Source organism: Candidatus Stygibacter australis (assembly GCA_030765845.1).
Taxonomy (GTDB): domain Bacteria; phylum Cloacimonadota; class Cloacimonadia; order Cloacimonadales; family TCS61; genus Stygibacter; species Stygibacter australis.
In genome coordinates this window covers 1-25,401 of the sequence record JAVCDJ010000273.1, presented here as the reverse complement: position 1 = coordinate 25,401, position 25,401 = coordinate 1, and the positions used below count along the sequence as shown (strand labels likewise).

Annotated in this window: 28 protein-coding genes; 13 read left to right on the top strand and 15 right to left on the bottom strand. The window is 38.0% G+C overall.

The genetic code is table 11. The annotated features are described in order from the left end of the window. Positions 1–61: 61 nt before the first annotated feature. Together RAO94_14000 and RAO94_13995 are read right to left on the bottom strand one after the other, a co-directional pair. The gene (locus RAO94_14000; GenBank protein MDP8323454.1) at positions 62–1,573 is read right to left on the bottom strand and encodes a PDZ domain-containing protein; all 1,512 of its coding nucleotides are present in this window, start codon (positions 1,571–1,573) and stop codon (positions 62–64) included. Between the two features lie 20 nt (positions 1,574–1,593). Continuing rightward, positions 1,594–1,965: a carboxymuconolactone decarboxylase family protein gene (locus RAO94_13995; GenBank protein ID MDP8323453.1), complete on the bottom strand. Its 372-nt coding sequence runs from the start codon at positions 1,963–1,965 to the stop codon at positions 1,594–1,596. 322 nt (positions 1,966–2,287) lie between these two features. Here RAO94_13995 and RAO94_13990 point away from each other — a divergent pair, with 322 nt between their 5' ends. The 7 genes from RAO94_13990 (at position 2,288) to RAO94_13960 (ending at position 8,386) form a co-directional block, all read left to right on the top strand. After that, positions 2,288–2,536 carry a hypothetical protein gene (locus RAO94_13990; protein ID MDP8323452.1) on the top strand — a complete coding sequence of 83 codons (249 nt, stop codon included), beginning with the start codon at positions 2,288–2,290 and terminating at the stop codon, positions 2,534–2,536. A gap of 9 nt (positions 2,537–2,545) precedes the next feature. Continuing rightward, positions 2,546–3,442: a LysM peptidoglycan-binding domain-containing protein gene (locus RAO94_13985; GenBank protein ID MDP8323451.1), complete on the top strand. Its 897-nt coding sequence runs from the start codon at positions 2,546–2,548 to the stop codon at positions 3,440–3,442. A gap of 64 nt (positions 3,443–3,506) precedes the next feature. After that, the gene (locus RAO94_13980; GenBank protein ID MDP8323450.1) at positions 3,507–5,603 is read left to right on the top strand and encodes an HDIG domain-containing protein; all 2,097 of its coding nucleotides are present in this window, start codon (positions 3,507–3,509) and stop codon (positions 5,601–5,603) included. After that, a complete protein-coding gene (ybeY, locus tag RAO94_13975; protein MDP8323449.1) occupies positions 5,596–6,042 on the top strand; it encodes an rRNA maturation RNase YbeY in 447 nt (148 codons plus the stop codon). Before RAO94_13980 ends, ybeY begins: the two co-directional genes overlap by 8 nt. After that, entirely contained in the window at positions 6,032–7,312 is a 1,281-nt protein-coding gene (locus tag RAO94_13970) for a hemolysin family protein (GenBank protein ID MDP8323448.1), read from the top strand. The genes ybeY and RAO94_13970 overlap by 11 nt, the downstream gene beginning before the upstream one ends. Further along, a complete protein-coding gene (locus tag RAO94_13965; protein ID MDP8323447.1) occupies positions 7,309–8,022 on the top strand; it encodes a DUF3108 domain-containing protein in 714 nt (237 codons plus the stop codon). The genes RAO94_13970 and RAO94_13965 overlap by 4 nt, the downstream gene beginning before the upstream one ends. Beyond that, the gene (locus RAO94_13960; protein ID MDP8323446.1) at positions 8,009–8,386 is read left to right on the top strand and encodes a VanZ family protein; all 378 of its coding nucleotides are present in this window, start codon (positions 8,009–8,011) and stop codon (positions 8,384–8,386) included. Before RAO94_13965 ends, RAO94_13960 begins: the two co-directional genes overlap by 14 nt. On the opposite strand, the gene RAO94_13955 is transcribed toward RAO94_13960, so the two are convergent. From RAO94_13955 to gcvH, 10 genes are read right to left on the bottom strand one after another with little or no spacing between them, the layout of a single operon-like run. Continuing rightward, positions 8,376–8,750 (bottom strand): hypothetical protein, encoded by a 375-nt coding sequence (locus RAO94_13955; protein MDP8323445.1) that lies wholly within the window; start codon positions 8,748–8,750, stop codon positions 8,376–8,378. The genes RAO94_13960 and RAO94_13955 overlap by 11 nt on opposite strands. Next, positions 8,750–9,628 carry a 4-hydroxy-tetrahydrodipicolinate synthase gene (gene dapA, locus RAO94_13950; GenBank protein MDP8323444.1) on the bottom strand — a complete coding sequence of 293 codons (879 nt, stop codon included), beginning with the start codon at positions 9,626–9,628 and terminating at the stop codon, positions 8,750–8,752. Before dapA ends, RAO94_13955 begins: the two co-directional genes overlap by 1 nt. After that, positions 9,622–10,110 carry a tRNA (cytidine(34)-2'-O)-methyltransferase gene (locus tag RAO94_13945; GenBank protein MDP8323443.1) on the bottom strand — a complete coding sequence of 163 codons (489 nt, stop codon included), beginning with the start codon at positions 10,108–10,110 and terminating at the stop codon, positions 9,622–9,624. Before RAO94_13945 ends, dapA begins: the two co-directional genes overlap by 7 nt. Next, a complete protein-coding gene (locus RAO94_13940) occupies positions 10,111–11,136 on the bottom strand; it encodes a thiamine ABC transporter substrate-binding protein (protein ID MDP8323442.1) in 1,026 nt (341 codons plus the stop codon). Next, positions 11,133–11,894 carry an ABC transporter permease gene (locus RAO94_13935; protein MDP8323441.1) on the bottom strand — a complete coding sequence of 254 codons (762 nt, stop codon included), beginning with the start codon at positions 11,892–11,894 and terminating at the stop codon, positions 11,133–11,135. Before RAO94_13935 ends, RAO94_13940 begins: the two co-directional genes overlap by 4 nt. Next, positions 11,894–13,285, bottom strand: coding sequence for a replicative DNA helicase (gene dnaB, locus RAO94_13930; protein ID MDP8323440.1), 1,392 nt, complete (start codon positions 13,283–13,285; stop codon positions 11,894–11,896). Before dnaB ends, RAO94_13935 begins: the two co-directional genes overlap by 1 nt. Before the next feature lie 7 nt (positions 13,286–13,292). Then, complete coding sequence (locus RAO94_13925; GenBank protein ID MDP8323439.1) at positions 13,293–13,982, bottom strand: uracil-DNA glycosylase; 690 nt, start codon at positions 13,980–13,982, stop codon at positions 13,293–13,295. An 11-nt stretch (positions 13,983–13,993) separates the two neighbouring features. Further along, a complete protein-coding gene (locus RAO94_13920; GenBank protein ID MDP8323438.1) occupies positions 13,994–14,236 on the bottom strand; it encodes a hypothetical protein in 243 nt (80 codons plus the stop codon). Continuing rightward, positions 14,229–14,852, bottom strand: coding sequence for a guanylate kinase (gene gmk / locus RAO94_13915; protein MDP8323437.1), 624 nt, complete (start codon positions 14,850–14,852; stop codon positions 14,229–14,231). Before gmk ends, RAO94_13920 begins: the two co-directional genes overlap by 8 nt. A 5-nt stretch (positions 14,853–14,857) precedes the next feature. Next, complete coding sequence (gcvH, locus tag RAO94_13910; GenBank protein ID MDP8323436.1) at positions 14,858–15,232, bottom strand: glycine cleavage system protein GcvH; 375 nt, start codon at positions 15,230–15,232, stop codon at positions 14,858–14,860. Between the two features lie 799 nt (positions 15,233–16,031). Here gcvH and RAO94_13905 point away from each other — a divergent pair. Beyond that, entirely contained in the window at positions 16,032–16,505 is a 474-nt protein-coding gene (locus RAO94_13905) for a peroxiredoxin (protein MDP8323435.1), read from the top strand. A gap of 94 nt (positions 16,506–16,599) precedes the next feature. Beyond that, the gene (locus RAO94_13900; protein ID MDP8323434.1) at positions 16,600–18,504 is read left to right on the top strand and encodes an ABC transporter ATP-binding protein; all 1,905 of its coding nucleotides are present in this window, start codon (positions 16,600–16,602) and stop codon (positions 18,502–18,504) included. Positions 18,505–18,821: 317 nt separating this feature from the next. On the opposite strand, the gene RAO94_13895 is transcribed toward RAO94_13900, so the two are convergent. Further along, positions 18,822–20,144, bottom strand: a complete 1,323-nt coding sequence (locus RAO94_13895; GenBank protein ID MDP8323433.1) for a UDP-glucose/GDP-mannose dehydrogenase family protein — start codon at positions 20,142–20,144, stop codon at positions 18,822–18,824. A 20-nt stretch (positions 20,145–20,164) separates the two neighbouring features. Next, positions 20,165–21,127, bottom strand: coding sequence for a GDP-mannose 4,6-dehydratase (locus RAO94_13890; GenBank protein MDP8323432.1), 963 nt, complete (start codon positions 21,125–21,127; stop codon positions 20,165–20,167). Between the two features lie 198 nt (positions 21,128–21,325). Between RAO94_13890 and RAO94_13885 the strand changes: the two genes are divergently transcribed. The 4 genes from RAO94_13885 (at position 21,326) to serS (ending at position 25,158) form a co-directional block, all read left to right on the top strand. After that, positions 21,326–22,309, top strand: a complete 984-nt coding sequence (locus RAO94_13885) for a tetratricopeptide repeat protein (protein MDP8323431.1) — start codon at positions 21,326–21,328, stop codon at positions 22,307–22,309. A 106-nt stretch (positions 22,310–22,415) separates the two neighbouring features. Beyond that, positions 22,416–22,985 (top strand): hypothetical protein, encoded by a 570-nt coding sequence (locus RAO94_13880; protein MDP8323430.1) that lies wholly within the window; start codon positions 22,416–22,418, stop codon positions 22,983–22,985. 131 nt (positions 22,986–23,116) lie between these two features. Beyond that, the gene (tpiA, locus tag RAO94_13875; GenBank protein MDP8323429.1) at positions 23,117–23,878 is read left to right on the top strand and encodes a triose-phosphate isomerase; all 762 of its coding nucleotides are present in this window, start codon (positions 23,117–23,119) and stop codon (positions 23,876–23,878) included. Positions 23,879–23,895: 17 nt separating this feature from the next. Further along, positions 23,896–25,158: a serine--tRNA ligase gene (serS, locus tag RAO94_13870; GenBank protein ID MDP8323428.1), complete on the top strand. Its 1,263-nt coding sequence runs from the start codon at positions 23,896–23,898 to the stop codon at positions 25,156–25,158. Here the strand turns inward: serS and RAO94_13865 are convergent. Next, the coding region (locus RAO94_13865; GenBank protein ID MDP8323427.1) for an RsmD family RNA methyltransferase at positions 25,153–25,401 on the bottom strand (249 nt) is incomplete at its 5' end. The genes serS and RAO94_13865 overlap by 6 nt on opposite strands.

Here is a 25,401-nt window from a genome sequence, read left to right as displayed (position 1 = left end):
CCAAATATAAATCCCTTTTTCTCTTACATTCCTTCCGTGTGTTCCGTGGTTAAACCCTCTTCTATTCAATTTCAAATTTCAGTTTATTAACCCAGATAGCTTTGCGGTCTCTATTTTTAATAATGTTCTCCTTCATAATCTGGCTTTCATAATCAACTTTCTCATTAAAAACTTCTATATCATTTATGATAACTTTTACGGGTATTTTCAGGTTCACCATTTCGGGATTTATATATATTGCCAAAGCCCCTACTCTGGAGGTTTCTATTTCAAATATATTCCCATAATATTTTGCTTTTGCTGCTCCAGAAGGCTGATCATAAAAGAAAGCATCATAGTAAGCGATCTCGGGAAAAACACCTTTTAATAAGTGAGTATCCCCTTCCCTGTAAACCGTCAAACTAACTTCATCTCCGCGCTGCTTTTCAGCCTTCAGCTCTTCCATTTCATCAATATTAGTGATCGTCACTTCGTCCATAGCAATTATGATATCCTTATCTTTTAATCCCATCTCTTTTGCCAGGGAGGATTCTATTACTTTATTAACCATGATCCCGTCACCTTTGAATTCTGAATCATGATAAAATCCAAAACTGATCCTGTCATCTGGAAGCTGGACGTTGTATTCTTGCTGCCAGTCCTGCTTCTCTGCCAAAGTATCAAGTTCAGTGACCTCCAGCCAGTCGCAGTGGTTATATTCCTTAGTACTCAAGCATTCCCAATATATCTCAGATTGAAAACTATCCCTGGCGCGTTTCTGAATATCTTTCATTATCAATGGCAAATCCTCATCAGAATATCCCCAGTCATGACCGAGTCCCCAGTATTCACGGTAGCTGATATCCGCCCCGGCGCTAAGTGCCAGATTCATTGTCAATCGCGTACTTGCAGCAGGATAAAGCCCATCTTGATCTGTATTAACAGCTCTCAAATACCGGTTCTGAAGATTTTTGATAAAACAGGGTTTGCCCGTAACATGGGCCGGAACTGAGATCATACCATTAAGCGGATAAAACGCAGCAAATTCATTTGGCAGCCGATAGCCAAAATGAAAAGAACCTGATCCTCCATCAGAAAATCCCGTCATAAATACTCTATCATCATCAATATTATATCTCTCTTTCATGATCAGCAGCTCATCTATTACATGCTTCTCACCAGCAGATTCCCACCACATGCAATCACCTCTGGCCATGGGCATCAGAACCAGCATATCTGCTTCCTTTGCATAGTCTATGATCGGGTGGTCAAACCAATATTCATCAGGCTCAAAATAATCTTCTCGCCCCACTCCCCCATGCAGCCAGATGATCAATCCATGACGTTGATGAAGGTCATAACTCTCTGGAATATAATAAAACCATGGAGAACCATCTGCCAGACTATCCTCCATCACAATTCCTTTATTACTCATATCCTGATAATCATTAAACATCATGATCTGCTGATATATATCCTGAGTGTTAAGAAGCTCATCTGCAAAGATGTTCTCTATCGCCTGCTCATTCAAATCTGCCTGAATAACAGCAAGCATCACCAATCCAATAATTAGAATAACAATTTTTCTCTTCATTTTCCTATCCTTGTAATTTTTTATTTTTCAGTGTGTTCAGCGTTTTCCGGGTTTGAGATCATATTTTCCCAAAAATCCCAGGCACGCCTGATATGCGGAATAGTTATACTGCCACCTACAACCAGACCGATAGACAACACTTCTTCCAGTTCCGCTTCATTTACTCCTTCCTGATAGCACCTGTCAAGATGATAACGAATGCAATCATCACAACGTAACACCAATGATGCCACCAGACCCATCATTTCCTTAATTTTGGTCTCGATCACTCCTTCACGGTAAACCTGACTGTCCAGACTCAGAAATCGTTTTGTACTCAAGCCAGAATGCTCCTGCATCAAATTCTGTAACCGATTTCTTTCTGCCTTAAATTCATTTACCCTATCTTTCATTTTAGTATTTTCCTTATTTCAATTATTCTACAAATCTTTTCAATGAATCCTTTCTAAATATTATATTTATGGTCAAGCAATTTCCATATCTCTGATTTTCTGATAAAGCAAAATTGCAGAAATACCAGGAATTTGATCAAAATTTCTAATCTTTGCAAAATATAAATTTTCTTGATGATTTTTATTAAGACAATTTTGAACAGTCTCAATTAAAAAGAGATGATCATTATTATTATTACTTGACAAAATATTGTAATAGTATAGTTAAGTGTATAAATGATAAAAAAAGTTATATAGAAAAATATTTAACAAAGGAGACGCGATGAAGATCATCAGAATGATGTTATTGGCATTGGTAGCAGTTTCATTATTATTGAGTGCATGTGCCCCTCCACCACCACCGGTAGAAAAAGCACAATTAGAGATGGCAGATAAGGAAGCTCTGGCCAAAGAGGCAGAAGCAGCTCAATTGGAACAGGAAATACAAAATTTAGAACAGGAATTGTCAGCTAAGCAGCAGGATCTAAATAAGCTGAAAGCCTATGATACAAAACTTAAGGCAGAGGAATAAGGAGGCACCATGAAGAAATTAATAGTATTAATGATCGTAGCCGTACTGGTTATTCCCGTTTTATTAGTATCCGAGGTAAATTATCTCAGCGAAGATGAATATAAGAAACTAAAGAAAGCTGAGCGTCTTAATTACTGGGAACGTCTGGAATCAGATCTGCAGGATCTAACAGAGCGTAAATCTGATGCTCAAAACCGCATTGACGATGCCACAGCCAGGATTGAACAACTTCGTCAGCAGATAGCAGCAGTGGAAGAAGAACATGAAGCCACTTATAATCAGATCCTTAATTATCTGGAAGTAGATAAAAACGATCAGGCAAAATGGGGTGATATTGAAGGTAAAATAGATTACTTCAATAAGCAGATCAATGATTTTAATTCACTTTCTGATGAAGACTTATGGAATGCCAAGAAGGGTATCTATGCATTGCGTCAGGAATGGGATGATTATCGTAACGATAATTATTCTAAGGTTCCCGATTTTCAGGATGACATCATGATGATTGAAAATCGTTTAACCAGACTGGAAACAGAGCTTGAATCAAAGCGTCCGAAATATTTTGAAGATGAATATAAAGTTTTGAAAGGCGAGACATTATCCAAGATCTCAGGTTATCATTTCATTTATAATGATCCTGCCAAATGGGGAATAATCTATCGTGCAAACCGCGACCAGATCAAGGATCCTAATATAATTAATCCTGATCAGGTACTTAAGATACCTCGTGGCAAGCCAAATACCTGGAAGGTTTATAAGGGAGAATTCTTATGGAGAATCGCTTCCTATCCGGAAGTATATGGAAACGGAGCTAAATGGCCTCTTATTTACAGAGCAAATCAAGATAAGATCAAAGATCCTGATTTGATCTACCCTAATCAGATATTCGAGATACCAAGGGACTAATCAGTTCTAAAATAAATGAAAGCCTCCGGTTTGCTGGAGGCTTTCTTTTCATTAAAGACCAGTAATGACGAGAAAAAAACTTTATCTGATAATCATCACCGCTGTGCTAATTACAATAGCCCAATTGCTGATGAATCCTTATCGTACATGGAACAGGTCTATCAATCTCAACGTGGGTCAAATAGCTGAGCAGGAGATAATCTCACCCATTGAATTCAATGTATATAAAAGCGAAGAGAATTTGAGTCGTGAACGTAAAAATGCAGAAGACAAGATAGATGATATTTACACAATTTCTGACAATATTACCTTCAATGCTATTCGTAATCTTGATATCATAATTCGGCATTTTGAAAATAATGGAGAAGAACAAAACGGACAGGAGATAAATAAAACCCTGGTTCAAAAGGGTTATAAGATGAGTGAAAACTCGATCATGTACCTGATGAAACCAGAAAATCGAAATCGGGTTTATGGCTATCTAAGTGAAAAGCTGGCAAGGGTACTTGATATTGGGATTTATCCAGAAAGTTATAGTGCCCCTTCAATCAATGTTAAGCGTAAGGGAGTGGTAAAGAATTACTACCTGTTCAAACTATATGCGTTTAATGAGGCACGAGATAAGATACTGGACGGGTATAGTGATTCCAAAGGGAAAACTGCTCTAGCAGATATTATTGAAAATATCCTGGTGGTGAATATCATCCTTGATCGTGAAACCACGGAGCGATTAAAGCAGAAAGCAAGGATTGATATAGATATCACAGCCGGAAAAGTGCTTAAAAATGAAACGATAATCCGAAAGGGTGAACGGGTAAATGAGGGACATCTGCAGAAATTAGCATCACTGCAAAGAGCGATGAAAACACAGAATCTTGAGCGAAATAACCGTAGAGTGATCACCTCTTGTAGTGGTACTTTTATATTTTCACTTCTATTACTGCTGATCTTTTTTAATTTACTTGAGTATTATAAAGGATCAATTGAAATGACTGAAAGACGAACTAATCTACTGCTGATCTTCTTCCTGTTTGGGTCATTGATCAGTTTGTCCATACATAATATATTTGAGCTGCCTTCCTTGCTGATACCGGTGAGTTTTTTTACATTTGCCATAATGAAACTTTATAACAGGCAAATATCATTTTTATATACAATTACTCAACTGATCCTGGTGAGTCTTCTACTGAACTGGAATTTTATCAATCCGATGTTATTGAGTCTGGCTTCACTGGCAATATTGCTGCTATCATATCATGTATCCTTAAATGTCAGATATCTAACACTCACTTTATCCGAAATAGTATTATATATATTATTAACTTTGGGATTGAGTTTGAATCAGGTATTACCCCTGGGAGATTTTTTCCAGAGAGTACTGCTGGGTTCGGCATCGATATTGATATCCACCATATTAGCTGTTCTCTTTATCCCTTATCTGGAGAAGCGATTAAGGCTTGTAACCAGAGAAACCCTGATGGAACTTCTTGATGTGGAGAATCCTTTATTAAGACGGATGAGTAGAGAAATGCCAGGAACATATCATCATAGCCTGGTTGTAGGTAATCTATCAGAAAGTGCCTCAGAAGCAATTGGAGCAGATCATCTGCTGGCAAGAGTCGGGAGTTATTTTCATGATCTTGGTAAACTTGCTAATCCCCGCATCTATATTGAGAATAATGCTGAAGCAAATGAAGTGCATGATAACATGCTGGCAACTCAGAGTGCACAACTGATCAGAGGGCATATTCTGGAAGGAGTGAGACTGGCAAGATTAGCCGGATTGCCGGAATCTGTGATTGATATCATCAGGCAACATCATGGAACATCTAAAATCAGGTATTTTTTAAATAAAGCTCAGGAAAATCATCTGGATTATGATGCAGAAGAATTTGAATATCCAGGTCCTAAACCACTGACACAGGAAGCCGCGATAATAATGATAGCAGATATCGTGGAATCACATTCCAAATCTTTGACAGAAATTAACAGCCAGATACTTGATCAACTCCTGGATGAGACGATCAATAAACTTATCAAGGATGGTCAGTTAAATCAGGCACCCGTAACAATAAGTGATCTTCGCAAGATAGCAAATGCAATGCATCCTATACTGCTTGGGGTTTACAGCACCAGAATTGAGTACCCGGAAGATGATTAGTGTAGTGCACTTAATAAATGACACCAGTCAGCCTTTTGTTGAAGCTTTGTTTAATCAATTGGCAGTCGAAGTAATAAAATCTGAACTCAAAGATGAGGGAAATACCGAATTTGCTGAACTGGAGATAGGACTGACTTTGTGCGAAGGAGAAACTATCAGGGAAATGAACCGAAAATACCGTGGCAATGACTCCAAAACGGATGTACTGTCCTTTACTGGTGAATATCCGGCAATTCCACAATTAGGTGATATTATTATTGACATTGAACAGGCTTCTGCTCAAAAAGGTAATATGTCGCTGAGTTATGAGGTTCAAACCCTTTTTTTACATGGATTGCTTCATATATTGGGTTATGATCACATGACCCGTCAGCAGCAGTTAGCGATGCAGGAAAAAGAGAAATTTTATCAAAAATACATAAAGGAGATTGGCAGATAAAGTGGAAGACAGCCTTTCGTATATTTTTTTAGTAGGACTACTTATCTTATCAGCATTTTTTTCAGGGTCAGAGACTGCGTTTTTCTCATTAACCAAGATCCAGATCAAAAAGTATGAGAAAAGCGGAAATGCCAGTGAAAGAAGGATAAATAAACTGCTTTTAAATCCCAGATCACTTCTTGTGCTTATCCTGTTGGGTAATACTCTGGTAAATGTAGCAGCATCCAGTACTGCGGCTTTGATCGCTTTAGAAATTGGGGAAAAATATTTTGGTTCAAAAGGGCATGCCTTTTCAATCTTTTTTGAGATTGTGATCATGACATTTATCCTGCTAATCTTTGGTGAAATCACTCCCAAACTGCTGGCATACAATACATCTGAGAAATTCAGCAAGATAACCAGTCTGCCATTGATCATTTTATATTACCTGCTCTATCCGCTGATCAAAGTACTGGAATTTATCAATATAATTTTTGCACACAGATCACGATATAGCGCTGATAAAAATAATAATATTACAACCGAGGATTTAAAAAACCTACTGCAATCAGATTCTACTGACCATCCCCTGGAAGACAGTGAGAAAGAGATCATACAGAGTATTTTCAGATTTTTTTCTGGAACAAAAGCCTGTGAGATAATGACTCCCCGTGTGGATATTGTGGGAATTGAAAGCAAGGAAAGTTATGAAGAATTAAGACAGTGTCTGCTGGAATCGGGACACTCCAAGCTCCCGGTTTACGAAGGAAGCATCGATAATATAACTGGGATAATCTATGCCAAAGATGTAATTTTGAATCCAGATAAAACCTCTATTTCATCTTTGATGCGGGAGCCAAATTATGTAACTGAGAATAGCCAGATCAGTGATCTGCTGAATATGTTCAGGCAGAAGAAAATCCAGATATCAGTGGTGGTGGATGAATATGGTGGAACCAGTGGACTTTTGACACTGGAAGATATTCTTGAAGAACTGGTGGGAGAAATTCTTGATGAATATGATAAGGAAGGTCCAACCATCAGCATGATCAGTGAAGATGAATATATAATTAATGGTATGGTATCGATTGCAGAATTGAATCAGAAATTTGACCTTAATATTCCTGAAGAGGAATATAATAATCTGGCAGAATTTCTCTTTGATGGATTCAATCGTGTACCTGCCAGATATGATTCCTATATATATGATGACCGGATTGAGTTTGTAGTGACGAATATAAAATCCAGGCGCATTCATTATGTGCGCGTAAAGAAACTGAAGAAAAGTTGAAAAAAAAAACCCTTCTGATTGTTTTTTTACTTCTATTGAGCAGTTTTGGCTTTGCGGAACATTTGCAAATGAGTATCCGCTATTTAGGGCTGAAAGTTGTTAATGTGGATATGATTGATAATGATTCTACGCTTACAGTCACTGCAAAGGCGACAGGACTTGGCAGTATTGCAAGCAGAATGGATAATTTATATCAAAGCAATTATCAAGATGAATATCTACCCGATAAATACAAAAAAGTGATCTATCAAAAGAAATATACTGAGAACAGGATAATAAACTATGATCGCAGTAGTTTGATAGCTGATCGCACGAGCAAAATATCAAAAGAGCTTGATTTGCAGTATCCTATCATGCCTGAGAGCCGTGATTTCTTTTCTGCCTTGTATTTTATTCGAAGGCATCTTGAAATCCCCTCAGCTATTTATCTGGATGCTAATTCTCTGATCTGGAAAGCTGATTACAAAGTAGTAAAAAAAGAAATGATCAATACTATACTGGGAAAACAGGAAGCATTTGTAGTGGAAGTGGCTTTTCAAAAAATCTCTCAAACTGCCATAGAACGTTCTGATATGTTGACTAATAATCTGGTGAATGAAGATAATGTACTCACTTTATGGATTTCGGATTCGGCTGAGAGATTACCTTTGAAGGCTCGGTATAGTATGAAACCTTTTGCGGTTTACTGGATATTAGATGCTTATGAATAAAATGACCAAATGGATGACAGCAATTTATTACACCTGGTTGGCTGCTATTTTAATTGTATCCTCAATCCCTGATATCGGGTCTTCCGAAGAATCTCTGCTGGGGTTTGATAAATACGCCCATTTTATTGAGTATCTGATCCTTGCTTTTCTTTTTATCTGTATGAAACTTGCCAGGCATCAGAAACCAATACTTAAAAACTATTTCTTTCTGGCAGTGCTGCTGCCTGCTTTAGATGAGCTGCATCAATTATTTATAAGAGGCAGAGAATGCTCTCCCCTGGACTTTTCTGCCGACTGGGCAGGAGTTTCTCTTGCTTTTATCGTTTATCTGCTGCTCATAAAATTTCTGTCAATTAAGCTTTAACTCTTTTCAAAGCAATAATCACCTCATATTTATAGGGAGGTCTATCCCAAATTTCCTGATTCAGGTAAGCTTGCGGATTTGCCATGATCTCTTTTTCCTCTACTTCTCTCACTTTCTTATCTGAGTCAATAACCCAGAACATTTTTTTCTTTGCGGGTGGGGTCTTTTGTCCAGCCATAATTACTCCTATAATTTTATATTCAGGATGTTCCTCAACGTATTTCTGCAGTTCTACCAGCTTGATATTCTCAATATACTGAGAACAGAACTTCTCGCAACTGGCAGCACAGACCACAAGGTCTTTGAACTGCTTGCTGCGTGGGCAAACTACTAAATTAAGATTCTTCTTGCCTATTCGTCTCACTATTTAACCAATTCATATTTACGCAGAATGTTATTTAATATCTGCCTATTATCATCACTCATTACTGACATTGGAGCACGGTATTCTCGTTCAATTATTCCCATCATCACTAGGGCTTCTTTAACCGGGATAGGATTTGTTTCAATAAACATCGCATCATTAAGTTCCAGAAGATCAAGGTGCTCCTTCTTAGCCAGCTCAAAATTACCTTCAAGGCAATGATGAATAAGATTGTGAACTTTTTCCGGAACAATATTTGCAGTCACTGATACAGTACCCTTTGCTCCACATGCCATCATAGGCATATTCAGTGCATCTTCACCGGAAAGAACAACAAAATCTGAAGGAGCATCGCGGATTATCTCAGATGCCTGCACAAGGTTACCAGACGCTTCTTTGATAGCAATAATATTTGAGCAGTCTTTTGCTAAAGCAACTGTGGTTGCTGCCTGAAGATTTATACTTGTTCGTGAGGGCACATTGTATAAAATAATGGGGATTTTAACTTCTGAGGCAACTCTGAAGAAGAAATCATACAAACCCTTTTGAGTAGGTTTATTGTAATATGGAGTAACCACCAGAGCATAATCAGCACCAGCTTTCTGGGCTTTGAGAGTACTTGCAATTGTCTTTGAGACATTATTGGTACCAGTCCCTACGATCACGGGAACTTTCCCATTGATCTTGTGAAGGCAATACCTGATAAAGAATTCCTTCTCATCTTCTGCCAGAGCAGGTGATTCTCCTGTCGTGCCACATAACAGGAGAGCATCAGTTTTATTTTCAAGGTGCATATTGATCAGCTTATCAGTAGCGTTGTAATCAATCTGAGAATTCTTAAAGGGGGTTACTAAAGCTACTATTGATCCTTTCAGCATATTATCCTCCTGGTGGAAACATTCTCATCACCTTCCCAGTCAACCTGGCGTAATGCCTCATAGAGCACTATAGCCACGCTGTTACTCAAATTGATTGATCTTATTTTTTCTGACATGGGAATTGTGATTGTATTATCTTTATTTTCTAATAAAATTTCTTCTGGAATTCCTCTTGATTCTGGGCCAAAGACAAATATATCTCCTGCCTTATATTCAGGCTCAGTATATTTATTTTCTGTTTTAGTTGTGCAGTAGTAAATATTACTTTGCGGATATTCAACCTGAAGTTCAGCAAGATCATCATGCAAAAAAAGCTTAAGATCCTGCCAGTAATCAAGTCCAGCTCTTTTCAGGTATTTATCATTGATCATGAATCGCATGGGTTTAATTATATGCAATTCGCTATCTGCACCCACGCATAATCTTCCGATATTACCTGTATTAGCAGGAATTTCCGGTTGATATAAAACTATCTTGAACAACTAATCTCTCCCTAAGGTATTTTTTAGTTTCTTCAGCCAGGTTTTCTCTTCTGTTTTTACCCGACTGGCACTCAGTGTGAAAACATCATCTGGTGCAATCTTGACCACATCATCAAATTCTGCTGGAAAATCCACATCCCGATTCAGGGGATACATCCATTTTTTCAGGCAAATTCTCTCCTGAAAATTCTGAGTTAACAGGTAATCTATAAACCGCTGTGCCAGCAGCAGCTTATCTGTTGATGCTATTATACCGGCAAATTCCTCTACCTGAAAACTACCTTCTTCCATCACGACTACTCGATATTGAGTATCATCTCGATTTAATTTATGGAATACCGGCATCGTCGTGTATGCCGGAATCAGATAACCTTCCCCAGCTAGAAACCTTTTGTAGGCATCATTATAGGAAAGAGGATATGCGGATATATTTTTCTTGATCCCATTCCAAAGATAACGGAACCCATTTTTGCCAAACTGAGCAGCAGTTAAATGCAAAAATGCTCTTCCCATCCCTGTTTTTTCCGGGTCAGGCATGATTAAAGTCTCATCCCAGCCATTATCCTGCAATTCACCATAATTCTGTGGTGGTTTGACTATATATCTGCTATCATACATCAAACCTAATAAACCATAGGCATATGGCGTGAAATGATTAGATTTGTCAAAGCAAAATTTACTATCAATGAATTTAATATTATCAGACTTATATTCCGTAAACAGGTTACTATCCAAAGCTTCCTGCACTAAAGCATTATTAATCCCGCAGATAACGTCTGCCTCTGTGGAATCTGCTTCCTGTCTGAGTGCATCCAAGGCTAGCCAGGGATCATCAAAATTTTTTATAATCAGCGTACAATTATATCTCGCCTCAAAGTAATTTAGATCCTCCCACACGGCATTACTCATAAATGGTTCTGCAGTATAGACCACAAGATTTCGGTCTGGCTTTTGAATTGCAGAATCATCTTTCCCGCAACCGCTAAGAATAATGAGAGTGATAAGGAGAATGATATTTATCTTCAATTAGATACACCTAACAACACACTGGCAACCAGAAAATCAAGAATAAGAATTGCAATTGATGAATAAACCACAGTCATAGTGGTTACTCTTCCCACTCCCTGTGCTCCACCCTGGGTTTTACTTCCCGCAAAACACCCAATCATGGTAATAAATAATCCAAAGAAAAACGCCTTGATCAATCCACCCCATAAATTAGATGGCATGAAATAGTTCTTTAACTCCATAAAAAAAGTATAGCCATTGATATGATACTTGAACACTGAAAGTCCGAAAGCCGAGACAATACCTATGAGATTTGCATAAATTGTGAGAATCGGCACCATAATACATCCTGCAATCACCCTGGGCATATACAGATAATCAGAGGGCTCAATTGCCATGGAAAGCATACTGTCCAATTGCTCACTTACTTTCATAGTACCTATCTCAGCAGCAATAGAAGCCCCAACTTTGCCGGCTAGCACAAGAGCAGTGAGTACAGGTGCGAGTTCGATCATGGTAGATTTTCCTACCAGTACGCCAATTAGATTAGGAGGAATGTAACCATTTGTAAGATAAGATGCCTGAACAGCCGTAACCAGACCAGTGAATCCAGCAGTGATAGATATGAGTAGAAGAGAATCATAACCAATTCTCTCCATCTGCTCAATTATCTGATTTCTTCTTTTACCAATTACTTTCAAAGATAATAATACTGTGAATTGAAATCTGGTGAAATCACCAATTATGATCAGGATATTTTTAATTTTATTGAGCATTACATCTCTGGCTGATTTGAAGCATTTCTAAAGGAAGTAAATTCGCTCAGGAATGTCATATGAACTGTTCCAATTTTTCCATGACGATTCTTTCTGATCAATAATTCTGCTTTCCCGATATCTTCCTGTTTCTTGCTATACACATGCTCTCGGTAGATGAACATAACAATATCCGCATCCTGTTCAATTGCTCCAGATTCCCTTAAATCTGCCAAAATTGGACGTTTATCTTCACGACTTTCCACCTGGCGGTTCAATTGTGATAATGCGATCACAGGTAATTTCATTTCTTTTGCCAGAACTTTTAGTCCACGAGAGATCTCAGATATTTCCTGCTGTCGGTTATCTCTTCCTTTGGGGCTATTAGAAGACATTAATTGCAGATAATCAACAATGATCATATCCAGCTTTCCAACTTCTGCTGCCAGACGTCTGGTTCTTGCCCGAATCTGGTTCAAAGTCTGATGTCCAGTATCATCGATATATATTTGGCAATCTCGCAGCACCTCGGCAACAGTAACAATTCTCTCAATTTTCTCTGTTCCCAGTCCAGTACCCCGCAGCATGCTCTGCATTGGGATTTCTGCTGCTGAACTAAGCATTCTCATTATTAGTTCCTGGCTTTCCATCTCAAGAGTGAATATGGCGATCTTAAGATCAAAGTTCATTGCTGCATTAAAAGCAAAATTAAGTGCAAATGAACTTTTTCCCATCGCTGGACGAGCTGCAACTATAACAAATTGTCCGCTTCTGAACCCACCGATCAGATTATCCAGATCATAAAAACCCGTCTGAACTCCCATTACATTGCGTTTCTTGCTTGCTATCTCCTGAATGATCTCTATCGTGTCATCAATATCAGTTTTAAAATTACTAAATGATTCCTTAAGTGGATTCTCGGCAATATCAAATATCTGCTGTTCAGCTTCATCGAGTATCTTAGCAACATCTTCATCTGCTCTATAACTAACTTCAATGATGTTATTTGCTGCCGTGATCAGTTGCCTAAGAGTTGATTTATCGCGAATGATCTTCACGTGATCCTTGATGTTTGCACCGCTCAATACCACGCTGGTGAGTTTATTTATAAATTCGAACCCACCTACTTTCTCAAAGTCATTACTTTTCTTTAATTCATCAGTGAGAGTGATAACATCAATTTCTATACTTTGCTCAAAAAGCCGTTTCATTGCCCTGAATAACGTTTTATGACTATTCCGGTAGAAATCCTTTTCCGTGACAAGAGTCATTGTATAACTCACATTATATGAATCTATCAGCATGGCAGAAAGCACTGCTGCTTCGGCATTAGGGTCATTAGGCAATTGCTTATCAACGGATGTGTTCGGGTCTTTTCTTGAACTGGTCTCTTTATTAAATTCTGCCATCATTTCCTTCTTATCTTATCTTTGGTGGTAAATTGAAATATTGATCACGCACTCGCTTCAGATCTTCCCAGGTGGGTTTGCGATATTCTGTAAACCGCAGTACAGCTGCTGGATGATAGGTCACATAAGCAGGTATGCCATTGAATGTATGGGCAGTAAGCCTTAATCTACCAAGCGATGTAGTGGTCTCCAATAATGCCTGAGCAGCGATCCTGCCTAATAAGAGGAATATTTGAGGCTGAATGATCTCAATTTGTTCTAGCAAATATGGCAGGCAGGATTCCATTTCATCTTTCTGTGGATCCCGATTACCAGGAGGGCGACATTTCACAATATTAGCAATATATATATCTTCACGTGTTAAATTAATCGCCTTCAATTGCCGATCCAGCAATTGACCTGCTCTTCCCACAAAAGCATGTCCGGTCTTATTCTCTTCAGCCCCTGGAGCTTCTCCAATCACCATCATCTTTGCATCTGCGTTTCCCTGACCATAAACAAGCTTGATCCTGCCGGTGTTCAATATACACTTCCTGCAGTCAGAATATTTCTGACTCAATTCCTGTAATAATTGTTGCTTTCCTTCCAGAATATCATCAGATACAGTTTCCTGCTCCCTCGATGTTTCTTTTACAAAAATATCCTGAATTCCTGATATTTTCAGGAACTCAAGATATTGATTAAAAGCTTTCACAGACATAATTGTCTGCTCTATTCAAATGGGTTCAGATTTTCGTCTTCTTCTTCTGGAAGCTCAGGCATATCTGCCAGGTAATCCGGAATGATGTTCTCAGCCACATGTTCTAAGGCTGTTTCTGTAATTTTCCCTTCAAATTTCTTCTTGATAATATCCGGAAGATTTGACAGTCTTGCCACTTCCAGATTTGCCAGCATCAGGAAAAGGTAGGTCATGTTATTGTCTTCCAAAAACTTTTCGACTTTTGGATTAAGCATTTTCACTCCTGTAATAATTTTCTTTTATCTCTTTATATCTTTTCACACGCAGTTTCTCTGCCCGTATTATCTTTTCAATATCATTCACTGCCATCTCAAGGTTATCATTGATCACCAGATAATCAAACCTGCCTATCAGGGCAACCTCTTTTGCAGCATTTTCCATCCTCAGTTCAATAATTTCACGAGTATCTGTACCTCGCTTTTCTAAGCGATCCCGTAATACTTCCTGAGTAGGGGGTAATAAAAATACTGATACGCATTCTACTCCACTATCAAGTATTTTAAGCGCACCCTGTACGTCAATATCAAGAATTATATCAAAGCCCTTTGCTAATTGCTCATCAATAAATTCTTTTGATGTACCATACCACTTGCCGTGCACCAGGGCACTTTCAATAAAAACACCAACTTCCTGCTTCTTCAGAAATTCATCTTCTTCCAGAAAAAAATAATCCACTCCATCCATTTCATCTCCACGCGCTTTGCGTGTTGTAAATGATATGGAATAGACAAACTCCCGATATCTTGATAATATCTCATCGCAGATGGTAGATTTTCCACCTCCGGAAGGTGCTATCAGGATCAGCAGATATGGCTTATGTTCATATGGCATAGATATTAATCAATCAGCTTTGCGTAATCAGCAGCACTCAATAAATTCTTTTTCTCATCGAGATTGGTTAATTTGATCTTGATCATCCAGCCATCACCAAAAGCGTCTTTACTGACCATCTCAGGAGTATCTTCCAGATCTTCATTGATCTCAAGCACTTCTCCTGACATGGGAGCTTTGATATCTTCTACAGCCTTAACTGCTTCCACACTGCCAAATGCCTCTCCCAATTTGACTTCATCACCTTCTTCGGGTAATTCTACAAAAACGATTTCACCAAGCTCTTTTGCTGCATATTCTGTGATACCAATATAAGCTTCTTCGCCTTCTATCTTTACCCATTCATGGCTTTCAGTATAATACAAATCCTGTTTTACCATAATTACCTCCGCACAGTATTTCTTTTTTACTAACTTTTTTTCCTCGTAAACCACTGTCAAGCAATATCAATTCTTTATTCTTGCACTCACCCGCAATTTAAATATTTTCAGCTGCTAAGTTAGATGTGCACCGTCGGGTATTTCCAGGTGGGGCGCAGATAACGACAGCTATCAGCCAAACCCTGAAAGTAAAATTACTGAGGTGAAAATCAAAGATTAATGCTGATAATTGATAATAGTTCTCGCTCCTCATAGACTGTGCCGTAGCCTTGGCGTAGGAAAGACTTCCGGGATTCTATAAGCAGTGTGAGAACTCATTATCTGGTAAAATTAATATTAAATTTAATTTGATTTTATTACATAAGTTTATTTATCACTGCCAGAAATCAGACTATAGGCACCTCTAAAGGGGAACAACAAAGCACGTACTGACATTTTAATGTCACATAGTTCTTTGTTGTTCCTCCTTCTGGCTGCTTATTGATAGCTAATTATATATTATCAATGTAATTAGTGGTATTTTGGTGGCTCTTTTGAGGGATTTTTAGGCTGAAATCCTGCTTTTAACGGGATCATTATGTTGGGTGAGAATAATTCAGAAGATAATTTGCGAAATATAATTTCATTTAACTACTAACATTTGTTGAAGCAATACTTATTTTACTTGCCGATAATTTAAATTATATTTTTTATTGTGTTGGTAGAAAAATAAAGCTTGAAGTTATATAAGTTGAATTGTTGGAACTTCAACTTATATTACAAAACGCGATATGTAAACGAAATGATACAAGGAGGAAAGATGGCCTTGAAAATTGGAGATAAAGCACCTGCAATTGTTTTACCAAATCAGGATAACCAGATGGTTGATCTTGATGATCTACTCGGTAAGTGGCTGGTAATCTATTTTTACCCTAAGGATAATACTCCCGGCTGCATAATTGAAGCCAAAGATTTTTCTTGTCTTCAGGAAGAATTTGCTCAAGCTGGAGTTCAGGTTGTGGGGATCAGCAAAGATTCTATTCAGAGCCACCAGAGATTTATCAGTAAACAGGAACTGAGCCTGCAATTGCTCAGTGATGCTGATCTTACTACAATTAAAGCCTATGATACCTGGCGGAAAAAAAAGATGTATGGTAAATCCTTTCTAGGTGTAATTCGTAGTACTTTTTTGATTGATCCCAGGGGAGATATCAATGAGGCATGGTATAATGTAAAAGCAAAAGAACATGCTCAGAAGGTGCTGGAGGAAGTTCGAAAGAAGATTTCAAAGTGATCTTAATACCCTAATAATTGACAGCTAACTGTATCTGGAAAATCTTTGATGTCAAATAGATTGTATTGGTTATCTGCAGTTAAGAGGTAATATAATGAAGAATTTAGTTAAGATATACAAGATAATGCTTCAACGCTGGGGTTATGCCCTGGGAGGAATAATTTTCTCTCTTGGTTTCGCTCTATTCAGCGGAGTGAGTATATTAATGGTAATTCCTCTTCTGGACAATGTTTTTGTTTCAGATAAACCAGTTGTATTACATCACACTTTCCCGCAATTCTGGCAGGCGATCCAGCAGATGGTCAGCAGTTCAATATCTGATCTTGGCGGATTGGGAGCAATCATTTCAGAAAGAAGCTATCAGCCAATTCTGGAGAGCCTTTCGGATATCATGAAGCAGTCTGATCCGGTGATGCTGCTCTGGACTATTGCGGTATTATTTGGCGTCCTAACTATATTAAAAAATGCCTTCTTTATGGGACAGAATTATCTTTTTGCCTATTTGCAGGGTTACACGATCAGGGAAGTGCGAAACCTGATGTATCATAAATACCTCTATCAGAGTCTGGCATTTTTTAATAAGAACAGGATCGGAGACTCTCTGGTGCGGATGGTGAATGATGTTCAGATCGTCAATTTGATGTTCATAGAATCCATGTTCCGCTCCTTTCAAGACGTCATTCTGATTGCTGTATATATGGCCACAGCAATATCAATAAATAGCAGATTATTTTTGATATCGATCATCGTAATGCCCCTCTTTTCCTTGGGAGTTACAGCAATTGGAATCAAAATGAAGAAATATGCCCGACGGATTCAAACTCAGATGTCTCATCTTTTCAGTTATGTGGAAGAGGTGCTGTCGAGTATTAAGATTGTGAAAGCTTTTTCACGTGAGAAAATGGAATATGAACGATTTAAGGGAATCAATGACAAGCAGTTAACTTTCTGGCTTAAATCCAAGATTTATCATCTACTCACTACTCCTCTGTCTGAATTGAACAGCGTTCTGATCGGCTGCCTTGTTCTAGTGATTGGTGGCAAGATAGTTCTTGCACCAGAAAGCACTTTTACGTTCGGCAGTTTTATGGCTTTCTTATTTGCCATATTTTCTATGCTTCGCCCTTTTAAGAACTTGACAAAGACTTATGCGAATTTCCGTAAGGCGATGATATCTTTAGACCGAATATCAGAAATCCTGGACCAGGATAGTGAGATAAAGGAAGATGCTGACCCTCAGGAAAAGAGCAGTTTTGACAGTCAGATAGAGCTTAAGAACATCTCCTTTTCTTATGATGGTAATAGAGAGGTACTCAAAGATATCGATCTTAAGATCAATAAAGGCGAAAAAATCGCTCTTGTGGGCAGCAGCGGATCAGGGAAAACCACTATTGCCAACTTGCTGACCAGAATGTATGATGCCACTTCCGGAGAGATCAATATCGATGGTATTCCTATCAAAAAAATTAAAATCAAAGATCTCAGATTGCTTTTTGGCACTGTTACTCAAGATTCTATTTTATTTTCAGATACTGTTGTCAATAACATTGCTTATGGCTCTCTGAATGAATGTGAACGCGGAATTATCATTAATTCTGCCAGGATTGCCAATGCAGAAGAATTTATCCTTAACATGGATAATGGCTATGATACAATGCTTGATACAAAAGCTGGAAATCTTTCTGGAGGACAGAAACAAAGATTATGTATTGCCAGAAGTATTGTGGGTGATCCACCAATCCTGATCTTTGATGAAGCTACCAGTGCTCTGGATACTGAAGCAGAACAAAAAGTTCAGAAAGCTATCGAGCAGGCTACTAAGGATAGAACTGTGGTCATGATAGCTCACAGGCTTTCCACGATTCTTAATTCAGATAAAATTGTTGTGTTGGACAAGGGTAAAATCGTGGGGATAGGAACACATCAGGAATTGCTGAAAACTAATTTCCGCTATCAAACTCTTTATAATCTGCAATTTAAAGATAGTACTTCTGGATAAAATCGAGTAGGATAATGTTTCGCTTTCCCTTACAAATATCCCCTACAGAGAAACCACTTTTCGGGTGGATGATTTTTTCTACAAACAGCGAACCACTACTTGATACTAAATCCCGGTATATGGTACAAAATCTAAATAAAATATTTTACATCGTAGATGTTCTTTAATTGTAGCACAACATCGACACACATCAGATATTTACCCTGTAGGGGTTATATAACCTCTTTCCCGGATTTAATTCCCACAAAAAATACCTTAACCAGGTTTTTAGGGAAGGCTGATCAATTTCCACTAGTCAAGGTCTCAACAAGGTCTATTTATACTCTTCCAATGCCAAAATAATCAAATCCTGATTTTCTTACTTCCTGCGGTTTAAATACATTTCTCCCGTCAAAAATTACTGGACGACGCATTTTTGATTTGATCAATGTAAAATCTGGATTACGGAATTGATTCCATTCAGTAACCACCAGCAGCCCATCAGCGTCTTCACAAATGCTGTAGTTATCTTCTCCATAAGTGAGTCCATCCAGCTTTCCAATCGCTTTTTTGGCTGTTTCTGTAGCCACAGGATCATAAGCTATCACTCTGGCACCAGCAGCGATCAAGCCTTTAATAATTCTTATTGATGGAGCTTCACGCATATCATCTGTTTTGGGTTTAAATGCCAATCCCCACATTGCAAATATCTTACCCTTAAGATCATTATTATAATAATCTTTCACTTTTTGCACCAGAATATCTTTTTGATCATCATTCACGGCTTCCACTGCTTCCAGTACCCGCACATGCGTATCTTCCTTAAGTGCCATCTTGATCAATGCTTTCACATCCTTGGGAAAACAGCTTCCACCATAACCAACACCGGGATAAATAAACTGATAGCCGATTCTGCTATCTGAGCCTATTCCTTTGCGAACATCTTCTACATCGGCTTTGAGAATATCACAGAGATTAGCAATATCATTCATAAAGGATATCTTGGTAGCCAGCATGGCATTTGCAGCATATTTAGTCATCTCAGCTGAGCGTACACTCATAATAATGGTCTTATCACGTGAACGGCTGAATGGTTCATATAATTCCTGCATGACCTCACCAACTTTCGGGTTGTCTGTGCCCACTATCACGCGATCCGGCTTCATGCTGTCTGCTATGGCTGAGCCTTCTTTCAGGAATTCGGGATTAGAGACCACATCAAAACTATAATCTACATTTCGCTCTGTCAGAATAGCCTTCACGGTTTTTCCCACTAGATCCGCTGTTCCTACAGGAACTGTGGATTTATCTACTATTATCTTGTAACTATCCATATTATGGGCAATATCTGCGGCAACTGCCAGCACATACTGCAAGTCTGCTGAGCCATCTTCTCCAGGAGGTGTTCCCACAGCAATAAAGCAGATTTCAGATGCTTTAACTGCACTGGCGATATCGGTGGTAAAACACAATCTACTCTGCTCCACATTATTATTGACCATGCTTTCGAGTCCCGGTTCCCAGATAGGAATTTCTCCGCGATTGAGCATATTAATTTTTTCTATATTGTTATCCACACAGATCACCTGATTGCCCATCTCTGCAAAACAGGTCCCCGTTACAAGTCCCACGTAGCCTGTTCCTATGACAGCTATTTTCATCTTTCCTCCATAAAATATCTTTATAAATTATTTTGTTTATTATACCAGTTCAGAAATTTCCTGATCCCTGACTTGAAATCTGTCTGGGGATTATAACCAATCATTTTTTTTGCTTTGCTAATATCTGCAAAAGTGCAAATCACATCTCCAGGCTGCATTGGCAGAAATTCACAATCAACTTTCCTGCCCATTTCATCAGAAATTATCTCTACCATTTCAAGTAAGCTAATTGTTTCAGATTCTCCCAGGTTGATCACTTCAAAACATTGATGGTCATTTATATATTCAATTGCCCCGGTCACGCCTGTGATTATGTCATCAATATATGTATAATCACGTGCAGTAGTGCCATCACCAAATAGCTGAAGTGTTTCTCCCCTCGAAATTAGATTTGTAAATTTATGTATTGCCAGATCTGGTCGTTGACGGGGACCATATACAGTAAAAAATCTTAAGCAGATCATCGAAATATCATATAGATGATGATATGAATGACAAATTAGCTCAGCTGCTTTTTTGGTCGCTGCGTAGGGTGATATGGGGTGATCCACATTATTAGTCTCTTTGAAAGGTAAACTCTGGCTGTTGCCATACACAGAAGAGGAGGAAGCAAAAATGAATTTCTTTATCCCCTTCCTTCGGCATTCTTCCAATAGATTTTGAGTGCCATTAATATTGACTTCACTATATAAAAGGGGTTGCTGAAGTGATGGTCGAACTCCTGCCATTGCAGCAAGATGAATAACCAGATCATATTCGCGATCATCAAAGATATTGGTTAAATATTTACGGCCTCGAATATCTCCTTCAAGTAACCGGTATCCTCTGAAAGAATTGCAGTTAGAGACGTTATCACGCTTAATCTCAGGGGCATAAAAATCGTTAAAATTATCAAGATTATCAACTTCATGTCCGTCAGACAGAAGCTTTTCCACCAGATGCGAGCCAATAAATCCTGCTCCACCAGTAACGAGAATTCTCATAGGATATACCCCTTAATTACAATCTGAGGGAAATTTTCACTATCCACCTCATTTGTCAATACTTGTGTTCAGCGATATGTATTTTGCCTTTATGGAGCATTAAATATCTTCAATATTTTCCGGATGACAATCAAAATGTTGACAATTACACTAGAACCCTGTAATTGACAAAAAGAAATTTAATATTGGAGGTTTTATATGGATAGAAGAGTTTTTTATCTGTTATTAGTGATACTGATGGCATTAACATCAAGCTTATGGTCAGAAAAATCTACTGAGAGATTGGCTCGAGAAAAGGGAGTGGAAGCTGAGGGGCTCTGGGAAGCTGAGAATTATACTGAATCAGCAATAGCTTGTGAAGAAGCAATTAAATTATTTAAACAGGCAGTTACTGAAGACCAGGTTCCTAATGATGAAGCACTGATCGGTCACTGGCTGGCAATTACTTTTGATTGCTTTGTGAAATCATCTAATTTTGAAAACGCTCTCCGTATTCTGGAAGATATGATCACACTCGATCCTGAAAACATGAAATATTATACTCAAAAAGCAATTCTGCAAAAGAAACTGAATAGATTTGATGATGCAATAGAAACCTATACCTATATTGACTCAGTAAAACCAAGTTATAAAAACAGTAAAGCCATAGCTTCAATCTATAAAGACCGTGAAGACTGGGAAAATGCACTCAAATGGTATTACCTTTCTTATGACCAAAGACAGGATTCAAATACTATCAAAGATATTGCTGTAATAAATCTTACTTTGGGCAGGAATGAAGCAGCCATTCAAGCCTATAAAGATTTCCTTGATACAGATCCTGCTACTGCTACAAAAATAAAGACCTATACAAATCTTGGAAAACTTTATGAGGATCTGGGTGAGATCAATAATGCTCTGGAATATTATGAAAAATCTAATGAATTGCGATATAATAATCAAATTACATTATTATTAATAAGTCGCTATTATGATCTGAATATATATGATAAAAGTCTTAAGAATATTGACCTATACCTTAAAAACAAACCTGATGGTGCTGATGCATTATATTATAGAGCAATGATCAAGTATAATAAGGGAGACTTAATAGAAGCCCGAAAGGATTTTGAAGCGATACAAAATAATCCCACTTATGGTTCAATTGCTAAGGGTTATATTGAGTCAATTAACTCTCAATAATAGTCATTTTATTAAATAATTTCATAGCCGATCTCTCCGGATCGGCTTTTTTCTTGCCAAATTATATTTATTCATTAAATTATCTTAAAATAAATGGGAGAATCGAATGAAGAAAGTATTAATAATATATATAATTCTTGTGATGGGAATTTCTCTGATAGCTGATACACCTATTACCAGTTTCAAAGCAATGATCTGGAACCAGTTTATCAATGATCTGATGGAAATCAAAATAGATGTTGCTTATGATGAAGCAGAAAACCGCATCTATATGACAATCCCTGATGAAAAATATCCTTCAGAAATCACAATTACGGAAGAATACCGTAAAGCCATGTATGATCTGGTGAGAAGATTTATGCGCAAACAAAGACAGGCTATCGAATGGAAAGAAGAATATGATTTGGAATTAGGTAAGTTGCCAATCACAGAAAGTCGATTTAAAAGATACAAAACCTGGCATAATTCGCGAGTGAATTCCTCTGGAAATTTCTTTTCTCAAAATACTGAACTGCATCAATTCATACTATTCTTTAGTCCAATGACTTCACGAGAAGATGATTCCATCTCCAAGAAGGGATTTAAACTCTATTTCTGGACTGAGAATGCTGAAGAACTGGAAAAAGCATTTAATCCCAGGTCATTTAAGAAATATTGGGGCGATGAAAAGAAATAGTCTTTTGGGAATGTAAACCTTAGGAACCTATAAATTCAGAAAGAGAATATTTATTATTCTCTTTTCTGCTTGCCAATCTTATATTGACTTAAAATCTGTCTCAATACTGGAATAATATTAAGGAGTGTATAATGAGAAAAATTTATATTGCTGGAAACTGGAAGATGAACATGACCTTCCAGGCTGCTGATGATTTCTTTTTTCAATTGGGAGATTATCTTAAGAATAATGGCTCAAAAAACATCGAAGCATTGATCTTCCCCCCCTTCACCTATCTTGAACTGGCAACTGATACCGCTGATGAAACATCCCTCAGCATTGGTGTGCAGAATGTATCTGAGCGGGATAATGGTGCATATACTGGAGAAATTTCAGCAGAAATACTTTCATCAATGGACGTGGAATATTCCCTGGTTGGTCACTCGGAAAGACGCCAGTATTTCAATGAGAAAAATTCACTCCTTAATCAGAAAATCAAGAAACTTCGCAGTTTCTTTATTAAGCCAGTCCTTTGCGTGGGAGAATCATTGGCTGAAAGGGAAGCCGGCAAAGCCTTTGAAGTAGTGCAGGAGCAACTTAAAAACTGCCTCAAAGATATAAAAATTGACGAGGATATCTTAATTGCTTATGAACCCGTGTGGGCGATTGGCACGGGTAAAACAGCAACTCCAGAGCAGGCTCAGGAAATACACCTGATGATAAGGAACTGGATAAAAGAAAATTATGATGAAGAAACCGCAGCAAATTTGCCAATTCTATATGGTGGCAGTGTGAAACCAGCCAACCTGGCGGAACTTTTACTTCAATCAGATATTGACGGTGGTTTGATCGGTGGAGCTTCACTTAATAGTGACAGCTATATTGAGATGCTTGAAATTGCCCGTAAAATGTAGATCAGAAGGAGAAATCAGTGATAGATCTTAAATATATTCGCAGTAATCCAGAACTGCTCAAAGAAGCTGTGATAAACAAAAAAGAGAAAGCAGATATTGATCGTATTCTGGAGATTGATGAAGCCAGAAGAAAGCTTCAATTTGATTTTGATAATCTCAGATCAGAACAAAAAAAGACCAGCAGTGAAATCCCCAAATTAAAGAAAGCAGGAAAAGATGTTTCTCAAGTGATGGAAAGGATGAAGTCACTTGCAGATGAACTCAAAAACATTTCAGCTAAGCTTACGGAAAGCGGAAATGAGCTGGACACACTCCTGCTCACGGTTCCTAATATTCCAGCAGAAGGGGTTCCGGCAGGAGGGGAAGAAAATAATCAGCAGATCAGAGAATGGGGTGAAGCAAGGAAGTTTAATTTCCAGGCCCGTGATCAAGTTGAACTGGCTGAGATCAATGACCTTTTTGACCTTAAAAGAGCTGCCAAAATGTCCGGTAGCGGCTTTATTGCCTATACGGGAAAAGGTGCTGCTTTAGAGAGAGCGTTGATCAATTTCTTTTTGGATTTTCATTTAGCAAACCACCATTATGAAGAGATATCTGCACCTTTTATTGTTAACCGTGAGACAATGACAGGAACGGGACAATTGCCGAAACTGGAAAACGATATGTATCACATTGATCAGGATGATATGTTCCTGATCCCTACCTCAGAAGTATCAGTTACTAATTTCTATGCTGGTGAAATATTACCTTTTTCATTATTGCCTAGAAAATTTGTTTCCTATAGTCCATGTTTCCGTCGTGAAGCTGGTTCCTATGGAAAAGATAACAAGGGATTGCAACGGGTTCATCAGTTCAATAAAGTTGAAATGGTTCGTTTTGTTCAACCAGAAACATCATATGATGTTCTGGATGAAATGGTTCATGATGCTGAGGATATTCTCCAGGCTTTAGGATTACACTATCGCGTAGTTGTTCTAGCAACAGGTGATCTAAGTTTTGCCTCAGCAAAAACTTTTGATCTGGAAGTGTGGGCTCCGGGAACAGAAAAATATCTGGAAGTTTCTTCTGTATCAAATTTCTTAGATTTTCAGGCCCGCAGAGCGAACATCAGATTTAGAGATAATGATGGAAAGGTAAAATACCTTCATACTTTAAATGGTTCAGGGCTGGCAACACCTAGGAGCTTCATTGCCTTAATAGAAACCTGGCAAAATGAAGATGGTACTATCACCATCCCCCCAGCACTGAGATCTTATCTGGGAAATCGAGAGATTTTATAGTATATTTGTGTTTTTAGAAATAATTGAGACCTGGCTATGCCGGGTCTTTTTTATTTGGATAATATGATCTGTCCACTTTTCATCAAGTACTTCATCAGATGAATGTTCTGCAATAACAATGCCATTATCACCTAATAGATCTGCTGCAAATATCTCTTCTATTGTGCTGTTTATCAATTTCTTATTGTAGGGAGGATCCAAAAAGATCATATCAAACTGCTCTTCACATTTCTTGATAAAGGG